This is a genomic window from Streptomyces sp. GDS52, from assembly GCF_052246875.1.
Classification (GTDB): Bacteria; Actinomycetota; Actinomycetes; order Streptomycetales; family Streptomycetaceae; genus Streptomyces; species Streptomyces cathayae.
This window is the reverse complement of the sequence record NZ_CM125966.1, coordinates 6609305-6628416: the sequence shown is the minus strand read 5'-3', so window position 1 is coordinate 6628416 and position 19112 is coordinate 6609305. Positions and strand designations below refer to the sequence as shown.

Here is a 19112-nt window from a genome sequence, read left to right as displayed (position 1 = left end):
CGGAGGTCGACCCCGGGCGGGCACCGACGGTCCGTCGCGCCGACACCCGCTGCCGGGGCTCACAACTGGACGGGGCCGCCCGCCCACACCCCGATCTCCTCGCCGGAGACGTGCGCGGCACCGTCGCCCGCGAGGAAGGACACCACCGAGGCCACCGCCTCGGCGGGGATCCGCGGCCAGCCGTCCTGGAGGCTCTCCCGCGCCCGGTCGCCGGCGGCGCGCACCATGTCGGTCTCCACGTAACCGGGCACCACGGTGTTCACGGTGATGCCGCGCCGGGCCACCTCCTTGGCGACGACCCCGGCCAGGGCGACCAGCCCCGCCTTGGAGGCCGCGTAGGCACCCGTCGTCGGGGTGAGCGCGCGCCCGCCGCTCGGGCTGCCGAAGAACAGGACGCGTCCCCAGCCGGCCGCGTACATGGCGGGCAGCGCGGCGTGCGTGCAGTAGTAGGCGCCGCTGAGGTTGACGCCCAGCACGCGGTCCCACTGTCCGGGCGGCAGGGAACGCGCCGAGCCGGCCGCGCTGACTCCCGCGTTGTTGACGAGCACGGCGACGGGTCCGAGGAGTTCTGCGGTCCGCGCGACGAGGTCGCCCGCCTGGTCCGCGTCGGACACGTCGGCCCGCAGCGCCACCGCCCGGCCGCCCGCGGCCTCGATCTCCTCGACCACGTCCGTCGCCTCGCGGGCGCGGTGGGCGTAGTTGACCGCGACCGCGAAGCCGTCGGCGGCGAGTCTGCGGGACACCGCGGCTCCGATGCCCCGCCCGCCGCCGGTCACCAACGCGACTTTCCTGGCCTTCATCGGCAACGGCCTCCGTGTTCGGGTCAGCGCACCTTGCCGTGCGTGCGGGGCAGGTCGGCGTAGGTGGCCTTGAGGTCGCGCTTGGCGATCTTGCCGCTGGCCATCCGCGGCAGGGCCTCGTCGAGGAGGACGACGTAGCGCGGGACCTTGTAGTCGGCCATGCGCTCGTTGCAGTGGGCCACCACGTCGGCGGGGTCGATCGGACCGTCGGCCTTGATCAGGGCGGCCGGGGTCTCGCCGAACTTGGCGTCCTCGACGGCGATGACGGCGACCTCCTCGATGCCGGGCATCTCCTGGAGGACGTTCTCGATCTCGGTCGGCGAGATGTTCAGCCCACCCGAGATGATCATGTCCTTCATGCGGTCGACGAAGGTCAGGTAGCCGCGCTCGTCGAGGACGCCCATGTCCCCGGTGTGCAGCCAGCCGTCCACGATGGTCGTGCGGGTGGCTTCCTCGTTGCGCCAGTAGCCGGGCATCATCCCCGGTCCGCGCAGGAGGATCTGGCCGGGGATGCCGGGCGGACAGTCGACGCCCTCCGGGTCGACGACCCTGATCCTGGTGAAGGCGCCGCCCCAGCCGCACTTCTCCGGGTGCTCCATCGCCTCGTCGCGCGGCATCACGGTGGCGGATCCGCCGATCTCGGTCTGGCCGTAGATCTGGCGCAGCGAGACGCCCTTGCGCTGCCAGGAGGCGAGCAGGTCCACCGGCACCCGCGCGCCGCCCACGTGGGCGGTGGTCAGGCTGGTGAGGTCGGCCTCCGCGAAGCCGGGCTGTGCCGCGACCTGCTCGAACAGGATGGGCGGGCCGGTGAACGTGGTGACCTTCTGGTCGGCCAGCACACGCAGGGCCCGGGCCGGGTCGAAGCGGGGCTGCAGCAGCAGCGTGCCGCCGTGCAGGATCGTGCGGAAGAGTCCCCACACGAGGCCGGCCGCGGTGAACAGCGGGAGCACGAGCAGGGGTCTGAGGCCGTTGGGCAGTACCGGCTCCATGAGGGACCACTCGTGCATCTCGCCGGCGATGGTGGCGTGGGTGAAGATGACGCCTTTGGGTTTGCCGGTGGTGCCGCTGGTGTAGACGATCGCGACCGTCTCGGAGACGTCGGACACCGGCGGCACGACGGGGGCGTGGGTGCCGTCCCGCAGGGACCGGACGTCGCTCTGGAAGGACTTGAGGACGACCCCGGGCTGCTCCCGGCGGGCCTCCTCCAGGCGCTCGCGCAGCGCGTCGTCGCCGTAGACGACGGTCGGCTCGCAGTCCTCCAGGAGCCCGGCGAGCTCGCGGGCCACCATGCGGTGGTTGAAGGGGGCGACGACGGCACCGAGCTTGAGCGCACCGAGGGTGGCCGCGCACCACTCCAGGGAGTTCTGCCCCACCAGGGCGACCCGGTCTCCTCGGCCCACTCCCGCCGCGACGAGATCGGCGGCGATCCCGTCCGCCCAGCTCTCCAGCTGGCGGTAGGTGAGCACGTCGCCGTCGAAATCGATGGCCGGCTGGTCGGGAATGTTCCGAGCCCACCAGGTCAGGGTGCTCACGAGCGTTCCGCTCACGTCTGTTCCTCCTGCGCTCTGTCCACGATCGCTTCCGCCACCTCGAGCCGTTCCACGGGTCGCCCCCTTTGGCGGAGCGGCAGCGGATACACCCGAGCACATGTCGGAAGAATTCTGATGAAGGGAGTCACACGTCGTGTGGTCGGGGGGTGCCTTGTCGAGGGGCCTGCTGTCCACCGGCTGCCGGCGGACGGTCCGGGCGGGCCGTCGGCCGGTCTCGTGCCCGGCCGGGCCGCCCGGTACGGCGTGCACCGGTGGTTCGGAGCACGGGCGGACGGGGTCGTCACCGGCTGCTCGGCGTACCGGGCCCGCGATCCCCGAGGTGGCGGGAATCCTTCGTGTGACCGTGGTCGCTTAATCTAAGGGCTTCAGGTACCGCGGACAAGGCTTTTGCGGGATGTCCTCCCGATCGGGCGGACTTACTCCTCCCGCACCGGCCCTTCGACGCCCGCCGGTCCGCGTCGAAGGCGCCCGCCGGGGTCAGTCCCCGGCCTCCGGGGGGAAGTTCTCGAGGGCGACGGCCTTCCAGGAGCCGTCGCGCGACTCCCACACGGACCGCAGGCCGATCCGACCGTCGGAGGTGTCGTACACCGTCTCCCCCACCCAGGTGGCGCCCTCGCGCCGGATGTCGACGACGCGGAGCGAGTCGACCTTCCCGCGGGGGACGGTCACTCCGCGGAAGACCTGGGGGATGTTCTCCTGCACCATGTCGGCCAAGGACGCTTCGACGTTCCCGTCGAGGACGTACTGGACATGCCGCCGGTAGAGCTCGTGGAACTCCTGGGACTCTTGCGACTCCTGGGACTGCGTGGACATCTGGACGTGCCTCCCCATCGGTGACCGTGGGGGCCGTCGCGCCCCCTGCGGAACCAGAGTCGACGCTCCTGGCGTGAACTCATCCTCAGCCTAAAGCCCTTAGATAACGGGCGGCAAGGGTTCGGGAGGGAAGCACCCGCGAGAGTGCGCCCACCGACCCCGCCACGCACCTCGGCGGACAGGCGGTACGCAGGGGGTTCGGGGCGACGCGACAGGTGGCGACCGGGCCGGAACGCCGCCGCACCCCTCTCCCGAACGGAAGGGGGCGCGGCGGTACGGCGGGGATTCACCACCCGGCCGGAGAGCACCGCCCTGCGGGGCCTCGCTCCCCGGCGCGGGGGCTCGGGCCCGGAGGGGGCTCAATGCCCAGCGGGCGCCTCCGCCCGCGGGGCCGCGTCCAGCTGCATGACGCCGGCCAGGAAGCTCCGGATCGTCTGTTCGAAGATCTGCTCGGCGCTCCATTCGTTGGCGGCGAGGGCCGAGGTGAGGGTGGGCTCCTCCTCGGCGTCGACGTGCGGGAAGATCTGCGCCTGACTCTCCGGGGTCTTCATGGCCTCGCTGAGGCTGGCGCCCAGACTCAGCTTCTCCATGCCGTCCAGGATGAGCACGTGCAGGTGTTGCGGTACGCCCGCCTTCTCCAGGAAGCGGGCCACCTTCTCGTACATGGCGATCAGGACGTCGCGCGGCAGGTACTCGAGCAGGATGGGAGCCGCGTTGCGGTGGCGCAGGATCGAGCGCCGGAAGTTCAGGGCGAGGGCGACGAAGAGGTCAGGCCAGTTCTCGTCGGCGGGACGGCGCGGGAAGGGCGTGTCCACCATGATCGCCCGGGCCACCTCGGTCATGAGTTCGGTCTTGTTCTTGAAGTGGTGATACAGCGAGGGCGCTCGGACTCCCATCACCTTCGCCAGTCGAGGCATGCTGAACGCCTCGATCCCTTCCACGTCGATGATCTTCAAGGTAGCCGCGACGATCGCTTCGCGGCTGAGCAGAGGTTGGAGTGGTCGGGCCATGGCCGCAGTATCCCGCACCCCGGCGGCGGATGGGACCCGGCGTCGCGGGCGCCCCGACGGATCCGGCACCGCACCCCACTCCCGGGCGACGCGCCGAGAGGGCGCCGGGCGCGAACCCGGCAGGGCGCCGCACACCACCCCCCGCACCTCACAGATCACCGCCCGATCCCCTCGGCGGACACCCTCCCATTAACCGACTTTCCATAGGTTTCAGATCACTCTTCCCCGGGCGTCGGATCACCACACTCGCCTGCCGTCACAAGGGATTCATCGAGACACCCGGGCTTGTGAGCACCACATCCGGCCTATAGCTTGGAGGTAATGAGCTGCTGAGACCGTCGTCGCCGCGCACCGGCGTGGGAGCGCCCCTTTCGGACCCGCCGCCCGCGCACCGCATCCGCGGCCGCCCGAACTCCGGCACCCGGCACCGTCCACCGCGGGCGGCGCCACGGGGCGACGACCCGACATCCGAGGACGTTCTGTGATCACGTACGAGTGGGGCACCTCCTTCGGCACCGACCCGGAGGTCGTCAGTCTGTTGCGCGACGCGGCGGACTTCGACGCCGAGCAGGGTTTCTCGGCCGTGCAGCCGGTCCCGGCCGCGGGCACGGACGGGGCGCGCCCCGGGCGGGTCACCGAACTCGTCGCCCGGATGAGCGACGAGGTGGGCGCCGTCGGCTCGCCGGACGGGGAGGAGGCGATCGTGGCCTTCCTGCGGATCACCTCGCAGGGCGACGGCACCGCCACCACCGAGTTCGTGGTGGGCCCCGAGTACCGGTCCCTGGGGATCGCGACCCTGCTGTTCGAGGAGCTGGGGCTGGCCCGCGGCGGGGCGGCCCGGTGGGCCGGCGAGGGCGTCCGGTCGCTGCGCGCCTGGGCGCACGGCTCGCACCCCGCGGCGGAGCGGATGGCGCGCCGGTTCGGCGCGGTGCCCGAGGACGCGGCGTGGCGGATCATCCGGCCGATGCACCGGCCGGGCAGCGTGCCGGAGCCGGAACCGCCCGCCGGGGTGGACCTGCGCCCGCTGCACCCGGAGTCGGACACGGCGGTGGTGGCCGCGCTCGCCGCCGCCGAGAAGGACGGCCGCGGCGCCGGCCGGGTCGGCCCGGAGGTGCTGGTGGCGGTCGAGGCGTCGGGGGAGGTGCTGGGCTTCGTGGCGTACTCCCCGCACCCCCTGGCCGGGGAGGCGCCGGACGGTCCGGGATCGGTGCACCTGCTGGCGCCGCCGACCCGGGGCGAGGCGCACACGGTGTCACGGGCGCTGCTCGCGGCGGCGCTGAAGCGGCTGGCCGAGGCGGGCGCGCGGGAGGTGGAGATGTCGGTGGACCCGCTGGACGAGCCGCTGGTGCGGGCCTGCCGCAGCGTCGGCTTCCACCACGACCAGACCGACGTGTGCTTCAGCGTGCCGGTCGACGCACCTGCCACGGTCGCCTGACGGGCGCACCGGCACCGGCGGACGCGAGGCGGGGCTCCCCGAGGAGGAAGGGGCCCCGCCTCTCGTCTTCCGCGGACTCCCGGGCGCGTCCGGCAGCCTCCCCCCGACACGGGCAGGCGCAGATCGACCCGCCGCCGGGACCACCCTGCACACCCCTTCGCCCACCGGCCGGGCCGGACCTCGCGGACCCGTCGCCCAGGGCCGGGGGAGGGCGCCGCGACCCGGCCGACGACCGAGAGCCCCTCGCCGTGTACTTGACCCCAGAAACCTACAGCCATAAGATTAAGTGAGCTTTTTCGCAGACGGGTGCGTCCGGCGGCGAGCATGCGCCACCGGACCGCCCGCGGACCGGGGCCCACCTCGCCCACAAGACGCCCCACGCCCCACTCGTCGCCGTTCCCGTGCCTCCTCGGCGGGGTCGACGCAGAAGGGGAACCGACGTCGCGTGTCTCGCATCCCGCGTCGCGAGACCGCATCCGCCTCTGAGGTCCCGAGCCACCGCAGCGGCGCAAGGAACGCGGACAGTACAGGAGGACGACGTGACGGAATTTGATGCACAGCGCGAAGAGCGAATTCGTCGCCTGCTCGAGCACCTGCGGAACGACACGACCGACCAGTTCGAGGGAACGGTCTCCTTCAGCCCGACGGAGTTCACCGACGCCGACCTCGCGGCCCGTGAGCGCGAGCTGATCTTCGCGCGGGTCCCGTCGATCGTCGCGCACAGCTCGGAGATCCCCGAGCCCAACGACTTCATCACCCTGCAGCTCCCGCGCAACAACGCCATCGTGGTGCGTCAGCCGGACGGCGGCATCAAGGCCTTCGTCAACCAGTGCCGGCACCGGGGCGCCCTGCTGGAGGAGGCGGCGTCGGGCAAGTGCCGCCTGTTCTCCTGCGGCTACCACCGCTGGTCCTACGACACCGACGGCACCCTGCGCACCATCACCCGCGACAACACCTTCGGCGACCTCGACCGCAGCCAGTTCGGGCTGCTCGAACTGCCCGCCGAGGAGCGACACGGCTTCATCTGGGTGATCGACTCGGTCGGCGCCGAGATCGACGTCGCCGCCTGGCTCGGCCCGGAGATGGACGAGGTCCTGGCCGGGTACAAGCTGGACAACCTGGTCTCCTTCCGTGCCGAGGGCTTCGACGAGCCGTGTAACTGGAAGCTGATGCAGGACGCCTTCCTGGACGGCTACCACATCCAGTACGCGCACCCGAACACCGCGGGCAAGATCGTCCACACCAACGTCTACGCCTTCGAGGACTACGGGCGGCACTGCCGCTGGCTGGCGCCCCGCAAGACGATCGACCGCTGGATCGACGAGGACCCGGGCGACCAGAGCCTCGCCAAGCACGTGACCGAGTCGCACCTGCTGCTGCCCAACAGCACCCTGCTGCGCCTGCCCGACAACCACTTCGAGCTGCTGACCTTCCGTCCCGACCCGGTCGACCCGGGGCGCTGCCGGATGGAGATGCGGGTCATCGTGCCGCGTCTGGAGGAGACCCCCTACGACGAGGAGACCTGGAACAAGCGCTGGCAGCGGAACTGGCAGATCCTGCTGGACGTGCTGCACGCGGAGGACTTCCCGCTGCTGCGCGGCTCCCAGCGGGCGCTGGCGAGCCAGGACGCCGGCCCCATGGTGTTCGGTCGCAACGAGGTCGCCAACCAGGTCTTCCACCGGGAGACCCAGCGGCTGCTCGCGGCCGACGACGCGAGCTGACGCCCGCGCCTCCCCCGTGCCGGAGACCTCCCGGCACCCCTTCTCCCCCACCCCGGCTCACGGGCCGGTCCGGGCCGGACAGACAAGGACGGCACATGGGCAGCACGACGACACAGCGCCCCCTTCCCGAGAACGGCGTGCTGGACCTGTTCCGGCTGGACGGCAGGACCGCGCTGGTCACCGGCGCCAGTTCGGGGCTGGGCGCGGGCTTCGCCCTCGCCCTGGCCGAGGCCGGCGCACAGGTGGTCCTGACGGCCCGCCGCGCGGACCGCCTGCGCGAGACGGCCGAGCGCATCGAGGCGCTCGGCGGCGAGTGCCTGGTCGTCGCCACCGACGTGACCGACCCGGAGCAGTGCGAGGAGGCGGTGGCGGCGGCCGTCGCGCGCTTCGGGAAACTCGACATCCTGATCAACAACGCCGGTGTCTCCTCCGCGGTGCCCGCGCTGCGCGAGCGGCCCGAGGACTTCCGTCAGGTACTGGACGTCAACCTGATGGGCGCGTACTGGATGGCCCAGTCGTGTGCGCGGGTCATGGGGCCGGGCTCCAGCATCGTGAACGTGGCCAGCGTGCTGGGCCTGATCAAGTCGGTGCTGCCGCAGGCCGCCTACGCCGCGAGCAAGGCCGGCCTCATCGGGCTGACCAGGGACCTGTCCCAGCAGTGGGCCGGGCGCCGCGGCATCCGGGTCAACGCCGTCGCACCCGGGTTCGTGGCCACCGAGATGATCGCCGAGATGCCCTCGGAGACGCTGGACGAGTTCCTGCGCGCGACCAGCCCGCTGGCCCGCACCGGCACCCAGCGGGAGCTCGACGCGGCCGTGGTGTTCCTGGCGGCCCCGGCCTCCAGCTACATCACCGGCACGACCCTCGCCGTGGACGGGGGCATGTCCGGGCACTGAGCGCCCGCGCCCCACCGTCGTCGCCGTACGCCGGCTCGGCCCCGCTCCGGTTCTCGCACCGGAGTCGGCCGGGCCGGCGCTCGTCGTTGCCTTCGAGCGGACGACCACTAACCTTCTTTCCGTAGATTCTCTGCGCTTCCTTACGGGTGTACGTTCGACACCCCGTCCGCGGCAACGCGACCCCGGAGGCGGACCGGCCTGACCGTGACGACCCGCCGGCCCCCGTCCGCGCACCGCGAGGTCCACCGCGCACTCCACAGCGGAACGCCCCGACCTGCACCATCATGCGATTCGGGGCCCCTCCCCCGCTTCCCGCCGCCACCCCGACGAGGCCCCCCGCGGGCACCGGGAGCGTGACACGACCGCGGCCGCCGGGAGGGCGCATCGCGCGAGGCGGAAAAATCCCCCCGCCCGACCCTTGACCTTAAACTACGGGCATAAGTTAAATGGCCACGTCTCACCCGAGTATTCCCGGCCGCCGCCTCTCCCGGAGGCACCGTCGGCCTCGTTGAGTTCCGCCACGCTCTCCTCTCCCCCGCCGTTCGGCCCGCAGCCGTCCGGCACCCCCATCCTCCCGACCGGCCGCCGTCGATGCCACCCCGAGTGCCGTCGCCGAGGCCCGTCGGCCCGTCCTGACACACCTACGGTCCGCCGCGCTCCGCACGCGGTCCGTCGTGTCCCGGCCGCCCCTTCCTCGGGGCGGCCTCCGAGGGACACCGGGGCACCGGGTCCGCGCCGCCTCCTCCCGTCGGGAGGGTGCCCGCGGAAGGGGAGCTCCACCACCCAGAACCGTCCGCAGACCCCCGGATCGGCGGACGTCTGCTCCACGACAAGGAGTTTCCCTTGACTCGACCCAGCTCGGCAGTGCGTCCGAGAATCTCGGCGGGTGCCCGGTCGGTGGTCTTCGCCTGTCTGGCGATCACGCTCATCGACGGACTGGACAGCGGCATGTACGGCGCGGTGCTGCCGACGCTGCTCCAGGACAAGCAGTGGGGCATCACCCTCGCCTCGGCCGGTGTCATCGGCAGCCTCTCCCTGATCGGGATGATGGTGGGCGCCCTGCTGTCCGGCTACGTCTCCGACCTCATCGGACGGCGCCCGACCGTGCTCGCCTGCGTCGCGAGCTTCAGCGTGTTCACCCTGCTGTGCGCGGTGGCCCCGAGCGTGGAGGTCTTCGGACTGTTCCGCCTGCTCGCGGGCCTGGGCTTCGGCGGTGCCCTGCCCTCGGTCATCGCCCTGACCATGGAGTACGTGCCGGTGGAGAGGCGGCAGTTCTACAACGGCGTCGTCCAGACCGGCTTCCCCATCGGTGGATGTCTGGTCGCCTTCCTGGCCATCTTCATGCTGCCGAACTTCGGCTGGGTCTCCCTGTTCGTCCTCGGCGGTGCCATCGGACTGGCACTGTTCGCGATCGTCTACCGGCAGATCCCCGAATCACTCGCCTTCCTCAGCAGCCGGGGACGCCACGAGGAGGCGCGCGCCCTCGCCGAGCGCTACGGGGTCGAGCTGCCTCCGGAGCCGGCGGTCGGTACCGTGACGGAGAAGCCGAACTGGTCCTCCTCGCTGAAGCTGATGTTCGCCCCCGGGTTCCGGGTCGCGACGCTGCTGTTCCCGGTGATCGGCTTCTGCGGTCTGCTGCTGGGCTACGGCATGAACACCTGGATCCCGCAGCTGCTGCGAGCCTCCGGCTACGACCTGGGCTCCGCGCTGACCTTCCTGGTCGCCTTCTACCTGGGCAGCACGATCGGCATGCTGGTCCTGGCCGGCCTCGCCGACCGCTGGGGATCGCGCCCGGTGATCGCGGGCGGCTTCCTGTGCGGAGCCCTGGCGGTGACCTCCCTGACGATGCATCCCCCGCAGGCCGTCGTCTTCGCCATGGTGCTGGTGGTCGGGTTCTGCGCCTCCTCGCAGGCCGCGGTCGCCGGGTTCGTGGGCGTCTACTACCCGGCCGCGGCGCGCGGCACCGCTCTGGGTGCCTCGCTGGGCCTGGGCCGGCTGGGAGCCGTCTTCGGGCCGATCCTGGTGGGTCTGATCATGGGTTCCTCGCTCGGTACCTCGTGGGTGTTCTACTTCTTCGCCGCGGCGGCGCTGCTGGCCGCGCTGCTGATCGTGCTGGTGCCGCGGACCGGCATGCACGACCGCACCGCCCCGTCCACCGAACCGCAGGAGGTCGCCCCCGCCGCCTGACCCACGTCCCGCGCGCGACCCAGCTCCGCCCTCCCGGCGGTCGGCCACCCGCCGACCGCCGGGAGCGGCCGTCCGCCGCCGAACGATCGGACCGTCATGCCCCCTGCCGCACACACCCCCGACGGGCGGACGCCGCCCGACAGCCGCGTCCCCTCCCCCTTGGCACCGGCTCCCGAGGAGGACGCCCCCGACGAGCACACCGCCCAGGGCCTCGCCGCCTCGCTGCTCGGCGGCTGGAACCTGGTCGACCACACCCGGCTGGTCGACGGACAGGTCGTCGGGCACCCGCTGGGGCCGGGGCCGCTGGGACGGCTGGAGTACCGGCCCGACGGGCGGATGAGCGCGCTGCTGATGCGTCGCGACCGCCCCTGGCCCGACGGCCTCTCCTTCACCCGGGCCACCGACGAGCAGCGGGGCGCGGCCGCCCTGGGCTTCGTCGGCTACGCGGGCCGGTACACGCTCCGCGGCGACCTGGTCCTGCACCACGTGGAGATGTCGCTGTACGTCGAACACGTCGGTGACGTCCTGACCCGGCGGATCTCGTGGGAAGGTCCGCGGCTCGTGCTGCACACCGAACCGCGTCCCACCCGCACGGGCGGCACCACGACGGACCGGCTGGAGTGGTCCCGCGACCCCGTCCGACCGGATCACCCCGCGTGAACGTCACCGGGCGCGCCCGGTGACCTCCGCCCCCACGAATCAGAGGGTGTCCTCGCCGCCCAGCACCACGGCGCTGACCAGGGGGGCCGCGGGGCCGCCGGTGAGCAGCGAGACGCGGGCCCCGGGGACCTGGTTGGAGGAGGTGCCGCGCAGTTGCCGGACGGCCTCGGCGGCCAGACCGATGCCGTGCACGAACCCGCCCGCGATGTTGCCGCCGGCGGTGTTGACCGGGAGGCGGCCGCCGGGGGCGGTGAGGCTCTCGACGGTGAGCAGCTCCCCGATGTTCTCCCTGGTCACCAGTCCCAGGTCGAGCATGACGGCGACGGCGGGGCCGGTGAAGTTCTCGTAGATCTGGGCGACGTCGACCTGTTCGGGGCGGATGCCCGCGTCCGCCCAGAGCTCGTCGGCCAGCGGGGCGAGGCCGGCCGAGGAGTAGTCACGGTCGTTCTCGTGCAGCTCGCCCCAGTCCTCCCCCGCGCCCTGGGCCCCGGACAGGACGTAGGCGGGGGTCTGCCGCAGGTCCCGGGCGCGTTCGGCGGTGGTGAGCAGCACGGCCCCGGCGCCGTCGTTCTCCCGGGAGGAGTCGAACAGCCGCAGCGGCTCGGAGATCATGCGCGAGGACAGGTAGGTCTCGTCGGTCAGCCGTACGTCCCGTCCGGCGGCCAGCGGGTTGCGCCCGGCGTGGACGTAGCAGGCCTGGGCGAACGCCCGCAGCGCCTCGGCCGGGACGCCGTCGTGCTCGATCATGCGCTGGGTGCGCAGGGCGCAGACCTGGGCGGGCGAGACCAGTCCGTGCGCGCGGTAGTGCTCGTCGAAGAAGTAGCTGGAGACGGCGGCGGACAGTCGTCCGCTCTGCTGCTGGGCCAGGGCGCGGTAGACGATCACGTACCGGGCCTGTCCCATGGCCAGGGCGGCGGCGCCCTGGAGGAGCGCGGCGCCCAGGCCGCCGCCTCCGCCGCCGGCCACCTGGGAGGCCCAGCGCAGGCGGCGGGTGCCGAGTGCGGGGGCGAGCGCGGTGGCGTCGGCGTCGTGGCCGTAGGTGGAGAAGCCGTCGACGTCGGCCGGGTCCACGCCCGCGTCCTCGCAGGCCTCGACGATGGCCTGCAACCGCAGGCCGTCCTCGTCCAGCGGCGCCTTGCCGCGCTTGTGGTACGGGGTCTCCCCGATGCCGACCACGGCCGTCGCGCCGCGCAGTGGGAACGTCATGCCGAGAGCCTCCAGCGCAGGACGGGGGTGTCATGGGTGAGCGGGCCCGCGGGCTGGATCACGCCGTGCAGGGCGGCTCCGATCCGCAGGGTGCTCTCGTCGTCGACGAGCATGCCCAGCAGGCGTACCGAGGGGACCTCGTCGAGTCGGGCCAGGACCACGGTGTAGGGGACGTGGTCGGCGAGTTCGGGCAGGAAGGGGTGCCAGGTGCGGGTCCAGGAGAAGACGGTGGCGGTCGGGGCGACGACCGGCCAGTCGAACGCGGCGCCTCGGCAGCCGGGGCAGATGCGTTGCGGGGCCCAGACGTGGCGGCCGCAGTCCCGGCAGCGGGGGATGCGCAGTTCGCCCCGGCGCAGTCCGTCCCAGTAGGGGCGGTCGGGGCCGTCGGGGTCCGGGGTGATCGGTCCGGCGGTGGGTGCCTCGGAGAGTTTCACGGGTGTCGGCCTTCCTCCGTCGTGCGGTGGGGCGGGTCCTCGATGTCGGGCGGTCGCGCGGGGGCCGTCGGGCCCCCGCGGCCGGGCCGGGCGCGGTGCGGGTCCGAACCGGCGGGCCCGCGCCCACGGGGCGGCGCCGGTCCGGTCCGGGGTGGTCGTCGGCGGGTCCGGTGGTCCTCGGCGGCCCACTCCCCCACACCAACCTAAAGCCTTCTGGTTATCCACGACAAGCGCATGCACTGAACCGCGACACCAGCGCAACCCTTGCCTGTTGAATCTTATGCTATTAGGTTAATTCGACGGCCCTTCCCGCCGCCGTGCCGACCACCGCGGCAGCCTCGGCCGGGCCGGGCCGATCTCATCGTGACGGGACAAGGAGCACCGATGACCAGCACAGTGATCGAGACGGAGGAGCCCCGTCCGGGCATCCTGCTCGTGCGGCTGAACCGGCCGGACAAACTCAACGCCATGACCTCCGAGCTCATCCAGGGGTTGCACGAGGTCCTCGACCGCGTCCGGGACGACTCGCGGGTGCGGGCCGTGGTGCTCACCGGGGCGGGCCGGGCGTTCTGCGCCGGCTTCGACTTCCGCGGCTACGGCGACGCGCCCGGCGCGGTGCCGGACGAGGGACGCCCGCAGGCCGGTCTGCGGGTGCAGGAGCACATCGTCGACCTGGGCGAGGCCTTCCGCCGGGTGCGCGCGCCGATCATCGCCGCCGTCAACGGGGCCGCGGCCGGAGGCGGCATGGCCCTGTCGCTGTTCTGCGACATCCGGGTGATGGCCTCCTCGGCCGCCTTCCACGCCTCGTTCATCAAGCGCGGCCTGGGCGGCGGCGACATCGGGGTCAGCTGGCTGCTGCCGCGTCTGATCGGTTTCTCGCGCGCCTCCGAACTGCTGCTCACCGGCGGCACCCTGGACGCCGCCGAGGCCGAGCGCATCGGCCTGGTGTCGACCGTGGTCCCGGACGGGGAACTGCTGGAGGCGGCGCTGGACCGGGCGTCGGCGATCGCCGAGAACAGCCCGTTCGGGGTGTGGATGACCAAGAGCGTGCTGTGGGCCAACCTGGAGAACCCGAGCTTCCGTTCGGCCGTCCAGCTGGAGAACCGCACCCAGATCCTGAGCACGATGACCAAGGACCACCAGGAGGCGGTCGAGGCGTTCCTGGAGAAGCGCCCGCCCGTCTACCGCAACCGCTGAGGCCCTCGTGGACGCACCCGACACGGAGCGCGCCGGCCGCCCCCGGTCGCTCCCACACACCGCGGAGGCACGCGCATGAAGGTCGGATTCCAGGCCGGCTACTGGGGCTCCGGCCCACCGGCGAAGGTCGAGCAGCGCCTGCACGAGGCCGAGGCGCTGGGCGTGGACAGCTTCTGGACCGCCGAGGCCTACGGCTCCGACGCCTTCACCCCCCTGGCCTGGTGGGGGGCGCGGACCTCGCGGATCCGGCTGGGCACCTCGGTGGCCCAGATCTCGGCCCGCACCCCGACCGCGACGGCGATGGCGGCACTGACCCTGGACCACCTCAGCGGGGGCCGGGTGATGCTCGGCCTGGGCGCCTCCGGACCCCAGGTCGTCGAGGGCTGGTACGGGCAGCCCTACCCGCGGCCGTTGGAGCGCACCCGGGAGTACGTGGAGATCCTGCGCAGCGTCTGGGAGCGCCGTGAGCCCGTGACCTACGAGGGCCGCCACTACCGGCTGCCGCATCCGGGCGGCACCGGGCTGGGTAAGCCGCTGCGGTCCACGGTCCACCCGCTGCGGCCCGACATCCCGGTGCTGCTGGGAGCGGAGGGTCCCAAGAACGTGGCGCTGGCGGCGGAGATCGCCGACGGCTGGATCCCGCTGTGGTTCTCGCCCCGGAGCGACGCGTTCTACCGGGACGCGTTGCACGAGGGGTTCACCCGCCCCGGTGCCCGGCGCGGACCGGAGGACTTCGAGGTCGCCGCGGTCTGCCCGATCGTCGAGCACGACGACGTCGAGGTCGCGGCGAGGAGGATCAAACCGATGATCGCGCTGTACGCGGGCGGGATGGGCGCCAAGGACGCCAACTTCCACACCGAGGTCTTCGCCCGGATGGGCTGGGGCGAGGTGTGCGCGGAGATTCAGGGCCTGTATCTGGCGGGACGCAAGGAGGCAGCGGTGGAGGCCGTACCGACGGCGATGGTGGAGGACGTGGCACTGGTGGGACCGGTCGACAAGATCTGCGAGGAGATCGCCCGCGCGTGGCGTCCCACCTGTGTCACCACGATGATCCTTGCCGGCTGGCCCCGGTCAGAGGCGCGCGGGCGCATCCTGGAGGCGGTGCGCGGATGAACCTCGACCCCCGTACCCCCGTCCTGGTCGGCACCGGGCAGCTCAACCAGCGGGACGACGCCCTCGAACCGGTCGGCCTGCTGGCCGCGGCGGCCCGCGAGGCCGAGCGCGACTCGGGCGGCACCTCGCTGCTGAAGTCGCTGGACGCCGTCCGCCTGGTGCGCATGCTGTCCTGGCGCTACCGCGACCCCGGCGCCCTGCTCGCGGAGCGGGTCGGTGCCTCCCCCCGGGACACCGCGTACACCGCCGACGGCGGCAACAACCCGCAGGCGCTGCTGAACGGTGCCGCGTCGGACATCGCCGCCGGACGCGCCGACGTCGTGCTGATCGGCGGGGCGGAGACGTGGCGGACCCGGATGCGGCTGCGGGCCCGGGGCGAGCGCCCCGCCTGGACCGTGCAGGACGAGACGGTGCCGGCCGCACCGCTGCTGGGCGGCTCCGGTCCGCTGCTGGGCCAGGGCGAGAAGCGGATCGGGCTGGAGCCGCCGTCCTGGGTGTACCCGCTGTTCGAGCAGGCGCACCGGATCGACGCGGGCCGCACCGTCGAGGAGCAACTGCGGGTCGGCGCACGGCTGTGGGCGGACTTCAGCCGGGTGGCCGCGGACAACCCGCACGCCTGGATCCGGCGGGCGCACACGGCGGAGGAGATCCTGACGCCCTCGCCGGACAACCGTTGGATCGCCTGGCCCTATCCGAAGCTGATGAACTCCAACAACATGGTGGAGCAGGGGGCGGCGCTGCTGCTGTGCTCCGTGGAGGCCGCCCGCCGTCACGGGGTGCCGTCCGACCGCTGGATCTTCCCGCAGTCCGGCGCGGAGGCGAACGACACCCTCGAACTGGGCGCGCGCGGGGAGCTGCACCGCTCCCCGGCGATCCGGATCTCCGGGCGACGGGCGCTGGAACTGGCGGGCACGGACGCCGGTTCCGTGGATCTGGTCGACGTCTACTCGTGTTTCCCCTCCGCGGTGCAGATCGCGGCCCGGGAACTGGGGCTGGCGCTGGACGACGCCTCCCGTCCGCTGACCGTGACCGGGGGGCTGACCTTCGCGGGCGGCCCCTGGAACAACTACGTCAGCCACTCCATCGCCGCCATGGCCGCCCGGCTGCGGGACGCGCCGGGGGCGGTGGGACTGGTGACCGCGAACGGCGGCTACCTGACCAAGCACGCGATGGGCGTGTACGGGACGCGGCCGCCGCAGGCCGGTTTCCGGGCGCAGAACGTGCAGGCGGAGGTGGACCGCGAGCCGCGCACCCGGGCGCTGGTGCAGTGGGAGGGCACCGGTGCGCTGGAGGCGTGGACGGTGCTCCACGACCGGGAGGGCCGCCCCGAGCGGGCGTTCCTGAGCGTGCGCACCCCGCAGGGCGGACGGACCCTGGCGGTGTGCCAGGAGGCGGACGACCTGGCCGAGATGACCGGACGGGAGCTGGCCGGCGTCCCGGTGCGGGTGGCCCTGGACGGCACCGCCCGGCTGGCGGACGCCGAGGACGCAGCCGGTCCCTGAACCGGTCCGCGTGCAGGACGCCCCGGTCGGTTCCGCACCCTCCAAGGCAAGAGGAGAGGGCGGAACCGACCGGGGCGTCGTCCGTTCCCGCGGTCGCGCGTGCGCGAGGGCCCGGTCGTACGTGTGCGACGACGTCACGCACCGGTGCGGAACCGACCCCGCACCGGGACAGGACGCGTCGTCGTCGCACGCCGTCGTCACGCACCGGTGCCCGCGCCGCCCGAGGGGCGTGGCGCGGGCACCGAGGGGCTCGGGCGGGTCACTTGCGGCCGATGAGGTCCCGACCGATGATCTGCTTCATGATCTCGTTGGTCCCACCGAAGATCTTCTGGATACGGGAGTCCTGGAAGGCGCGCGCCACCGGGTACTCCAGCATGTAGCCGTAGCCGCCGTGCAGTTGCAGACAGCGGTCGACGACCCGGTTCTGCACCTCGGTGGCCCACCACTTGGCCTTGGCGGCGTCGACCACGGTGAGGTCGTCCTCGCCGTGGGCCAGAACGGCCCGGTCCACGAAGGCCCGGGTGACGTCGAGTTCGGTGCTCAGCTCGGCCAGTTCGAAGCGGGTGTTCTGGAAGTCCGCGATGGGCTGTCCGAAGGCGACGCGCTGCTGGGTGTATTCGATGGTGTCGGCGAGGACCGCGTCGGCGAGCGCGAGGGCGTGCGCGGCGATCGACAGGCGCTCCAGCGGCAGGTGCGAGACCAGCTGGCCGAAGCCGCCGCCGACGGTGCCCAGCACGTGGGAGTCCGGGACGAACACGTCGTCGAAGAACAGCTCGGCGGTGTCCTGTGCGTGCAGGCCGACCTTGGCGAGCTTGCGGCCGCGGGTGAAGCCGGGCATGTCGCGCTCGACCACCAGCAGGCTGAAGCCCTGCGAGCCGCCCTCCGGGTCGGTGCGCACCACGACGATGACCACGTCGGACTGGATGCCGTTGGTGATGAAGGTCTTGCTGCCGTTGACCAGCCAGCCGCCGTCCACGCGGGTGCCGGAGGTCTTGATGCCGCGCAGGTCGCTGCCGGTGCCCGGCTCGGTCATCGCGATGGCGCCGATGAGCTTGCCGGCGGCCATCCCGGGCAGCCAGCGCTTCTTCTGCTCCTCGGTGCCGAGCGAGGTGAGGTACGGGATGGCGATGTCGTCCTGGAGGGAGAAGCCGGACGCCAGCGAGGAGGCGAAGACCTTGGCCAGTTCCTCCTGGACGACGTTGCGGTAGCGGTAGTCGCTCAGGGCGGCCCCGCCGTGCTCCTCGGGTGCGGCGAGGCCGAGCAGGCCCTGTTCGCCCGCGGCGAGCCAGACGTCCCGGTCGATGAGACGCTGCTCGTCCCAGCGCTCCAGGTTCGGGGCGACCTCCCTTCGGACGAACTCGGCGACGACCTCGCGGAACTCCTCGTGGTCGGCGGTGTACAGGCCTCGTCTCATCGTGGCTCCTCGGGGCGTGGTGCGGGTGCGTCCGGCGTCATGGGGTGATGCCCCAGTCGGTGAGTACGGCGTGGGTGTCGGCGCCGGGGGTGGGTGGGGTGGTGGGTGGGGTGGGGGTGGTGCGGGAGAAGCGGGGTGCGGGGGCGGCCTGGGGGATGCCGTCGGGGGTGATGTGGGTGGTGCGGGCGGTGAGGTGGGGGTGGGTGGTGGCTTCGGCGAAGGTCAGCACGGGGGTGACGCAGGCGTCGGTGTCGGCGAAGGCCTCGGCCCACTGGTCGCGCGTGCGGGTGGCGAAGACACGGGTGAACGTCTCGCGCAGTCGGGGCCAGCCCGCCCGGTCCTGGGGATCGGGCAAATCGGCCGCCTCCAGGCCCAGCCCTTGCAGCAGACGGGCGTAGAACTGGGGTTCCAGGGCGCCGACGGCGACGTGCCGGCCGTCGGCGCAGGCGTAGGTGTCGTAGAAGGGGGCGCCGGAGTCGAGGAGGTTGTGGGCGGGGGTGTCGTCCCACACGCCGGTGCCGCGGAACGCCCAGATCATCTGGGCCAGCGAGGTGGTGCCGTCCACGATCGCGGCGTCCACGACCTGGCCGGTGCCCGAACGGTGCCGCTCGTGCAGGGCCGCCAGGATGCCCATCACCAGGTAGAGGGAACCGCCACCGAAGTCGCCCAACAGGTTGAGGGGGACGGTGGGGCGGGCGCCGGAGGTGCCGATGGCGTGCAGGACACCGGTCACCGACAGGTAGTTGATGTCGTGCCCGGCCCGCTGCGCCCACGGCCCGTCCTGCCCCCACCCGGTCATCCGGGCGTAGATCAGACCGGGATTGCGCTCCACGAACGCCTCCGGCCCGATCCCGAGACGCTCGGCCACCTGCGGGCGGAAACACTCCACCAGCACGTCGGCCCGCTCCACCAGCGCCCGCACCACCTCCAGACCCGCCGGGTCCTTCAGGTCGGCCGCCACCGAACGCCTGCCCCGCAGCAGCCAGTCCGCCGCGCCCTCGGGCACCGTGCGCAGACCCCCGCGCGGGCGCTCCACCCGCACCACGTCCGCACCCAGGTCCGCGAGCAGCATCGCCGCGTGCGGACCCGGCCCGAGACCCCCCAACTCCACCACCCGCAGGCCGTCCAAAGGTCCGGGCATCATGTCCTCCTCGAGCCCCGCGGCGTGCGGGGC

The 19112-nt window shown here is 72.6% G+C and carries 16 protein-coding genes; 8 read left to right on the top strand and 8 right to left on the bottom strand.

Annotated features, from left to right (window positions below):
• Positions 1-59: 59 nt before the first annotated feature.
• The 4 genes from ACTWJ9_RS30375 to ACTWJ9_RS30360 form a co-directional block, all read right to left on the bottom strand.
• On the bottom strand, positions 60-800 hold the full coding sequence (locus tag ACTWJ9_RS30375; protein ID WP_279337483.1) for an SDR family NAD(P)-dependent oxidoreductase: 741 nt from the start codon (positions 798-800) through the stop codon (positions 60-62).
• A gap of 23 nt (positions 801-823) precedes the next feature.
• Positions 824-2347 carry a class I adenylate-forming enzyme family protein gene (locus tag ACTWJ9_RS30370; protein WP_443294981.1) on the bottom strand — a complete coding sequence of 508 codons (1524 nt, stop codon included), beginning with the start codon at positions 2345-2347 and terminating at the stop codon, positions 824-826.
• Positions 2348-2827: 480 nt separating this feature from the next.
• Positions 2828-3163 (bottom strand): hypothetical protein, encoded by a 336-nt coding sequence (locus ACTWJ9_RS30365; RefSeq protein ID WP_443294980.1) that lies wholly within the window; start codon positions 3161-3163, stop codon positions 2828-2830.
• Between the two features lie 359 nt (positions 3164-3522).
• Positions 3523-4173, bottom strand: coding sequence for a TetR family transcriptional regulator (locus ACTWJ9_RS30360; protein WP_279337479.1), 651 nt, complete (start codon positions 4171-4173; stop codon positions 3523-3525).
• A gap of 481 nt (positions 4174-4654) precedes the next feature.
• On the opposite strand from ACTWJ9_RS30360, the gene ACTWJ9_RS30355 reads away from it, so the two are divergent.
• The 5 genes from ACTWJ9_RS30355 to ACTWJ9_RS30335 all read left to right on the top strand — a co-directional run bounded on the left by ACTWJ9_RS30355 (position 4655) and on the right by ACTWJ9_RS30335 (position 11072).
• A complete protein-coding gene (locus tag ACTWJ9_RS30355; protein ID WP_443294979.1) occupies positions 4655-5608 on the top strand; it encodes a GNAT family N-acetyltransferase in 954 nt (317 codons plus the stop codon).
• 539 nt (positions 5609-6147) lie between these two features.
• Positions 6148-7329 (top strand): aromatic ring-hydroxylating oxygenase subunit alpha, encoded by a 1182-nt coding sequence (locus ACTWJ9_RS30350; RefSeq protein ID WP_279337477.1) that lies wholly within the window; start codon positions 6148-6150, stop codon positions 7327-7329.
• 95 nt (positions 7330-7424) lie between these two features.
• Positions 7425-8225: an SDR family NAD(P)-dependent oxidoreductase gene (locus ACTWJ9_RS30345; protein WP_016828300.1), complete on the top strand. Its 801-nt coding sequence runs from the start codon at positions 7425-7427 to the stop codon at positions 8223-8225.
• Between the two features lie 843 nt (positions 8226-9068).
• Positions 9069-10412 carry an MFS transporter gene (locus ACTWJ9_RS30340; protein ID WP_388708889.1) on the top strand — a complete coding sequence of 448 codons (1344 nt, stop codon included), beginning with the start codon at positions 9069-9071 and terminating at the stop codon, positions 10410-10412.
• 96 nt (positions 10413-10508) lie between these two features.
• Positions 10509-11072: a lipocalin-like domain-containing protein gene (locus ACTWJ9_RS30335; protein ID WP_387040795.1), complete on the top strand. Its 564-nt coding sequence runs from the start codon at positions 10509-10511 to the stop codon at positions 11070-11072.
• A 39-nt stretch (positions 11073-11111) separates the two neighbouring features.
• On the opposite strand, the gene ACTWJ9_RS30330 is transcribed toward ACTWJ9_RS30335, so the two are convergent.
• Positions 11112-12278 carry a thiolase C-terminal domain-containing protein gene (locus ACTWJ9_RS30330; protein ID WP_279337474.1) on the bottom strand — a complete coding sequence of 389 codons (1167 nt, stop codon included), beginning with the start codon at positions 12276-12278 and terminating at the stop codon, positions 11112-11114.
• The gene (locus ACTWJ9_RS30325) at positions 12275-12712 is read right to left on the bottom strand and encodes a Zn-ribbon domain-containing OB-fold protein (RefSeq protein ID WP_016828296.1); all 438 of its coding nucleotides are present in this window, start codon (positions 12710-12712) and stop codon (positions 12275-12277) included. The genes ACTWJ9_RS30330 and ACTWJ9_RS30325 overlap by 4 nt, the downstream gene beginning before the upstream one ends.
• Before the next feature lie 384 nt (positions 12713-13096).
• Here ACTWJ9_RS30325 and ACTWJ9_RS30320 point away from each other — a divergent pair, with 384 nt between their 5' ends.
• From ACTWJ9_RS30320 to ACTWJ9_RS30310, 3 genes are all read left to right on the top strand, one after another.
• Positions 13097-13909 carry an enoyl-CoA hydratase/isomerase family protein gene (locus ACTWJ9_RS30320; protein ID WP_279337473.1) on the top strand — a complete coding sequence of 271 codons (813 nt, stop codon included), beginning with the start codon at positions 13097-13099 and terminating at the stop codon, positions 13907-13909.
• Between the two features lie 75 nt (positions 13910-13984).
• On the top strand, positions 13985-15022 hold the full coding sequence (locus tag ACTWJ9_RS30315; RefSeq protein WP_279337471.1) for an LLM class F420-dependent oxidoreductase: 1038 nt from the start codon (positions 13985-13987) through the stop codon (positions 15020-15022).
• Positions 15019-16524: an acetyl-CoA acetyltransferase gene (locus tag ACTWJ9_RS30310; RefSeq protein ID WP_279337469.1), complete on the top strand. Its 1506-nt coding sequence runs from the start codon at positions 15019-15021 to the stop codon at positions 16522-16524. The genes ACTWJ9_RS30315 and ACTWJ9_RS30310 overlap by 4 nt, the downstream gene beginning before the upstream one ends.
• A gap of 259 nt (positions 16525-16783) precedes the next feature.
• Here ACTWJ9_RS30310 and ACTWJ9_RS30305 read toward each other — a convergent pair whose 3' ends face one another.
• Positions 16784-17938: an acyl-CoA dehydrogenase family protein gene (locus ACTWJ9_RS30305; RefSeq protein ID WP_202279027.1), complete on the bottom strand. Its 1155-nt coding sequence runs from the start codon at positions 17936-17938 to the stop codon at positions 16784-16786.
• 37 nt (positions 17939-17975) lie between these two features.
• Positions 17976-19082 (bottom strand): CaiB/BaiF CoA transferase family protein, encoded by a 1107-nt coding sequence (locus ACTWJ9_RS30300; RefSeq protein ID WP_443294977.1) that lies wholly within the window; start codon positions 19080-19082, stop codon positions 17976-17978.
• Positions 19083-19112 lie beyond the last annotated feature (30 nt).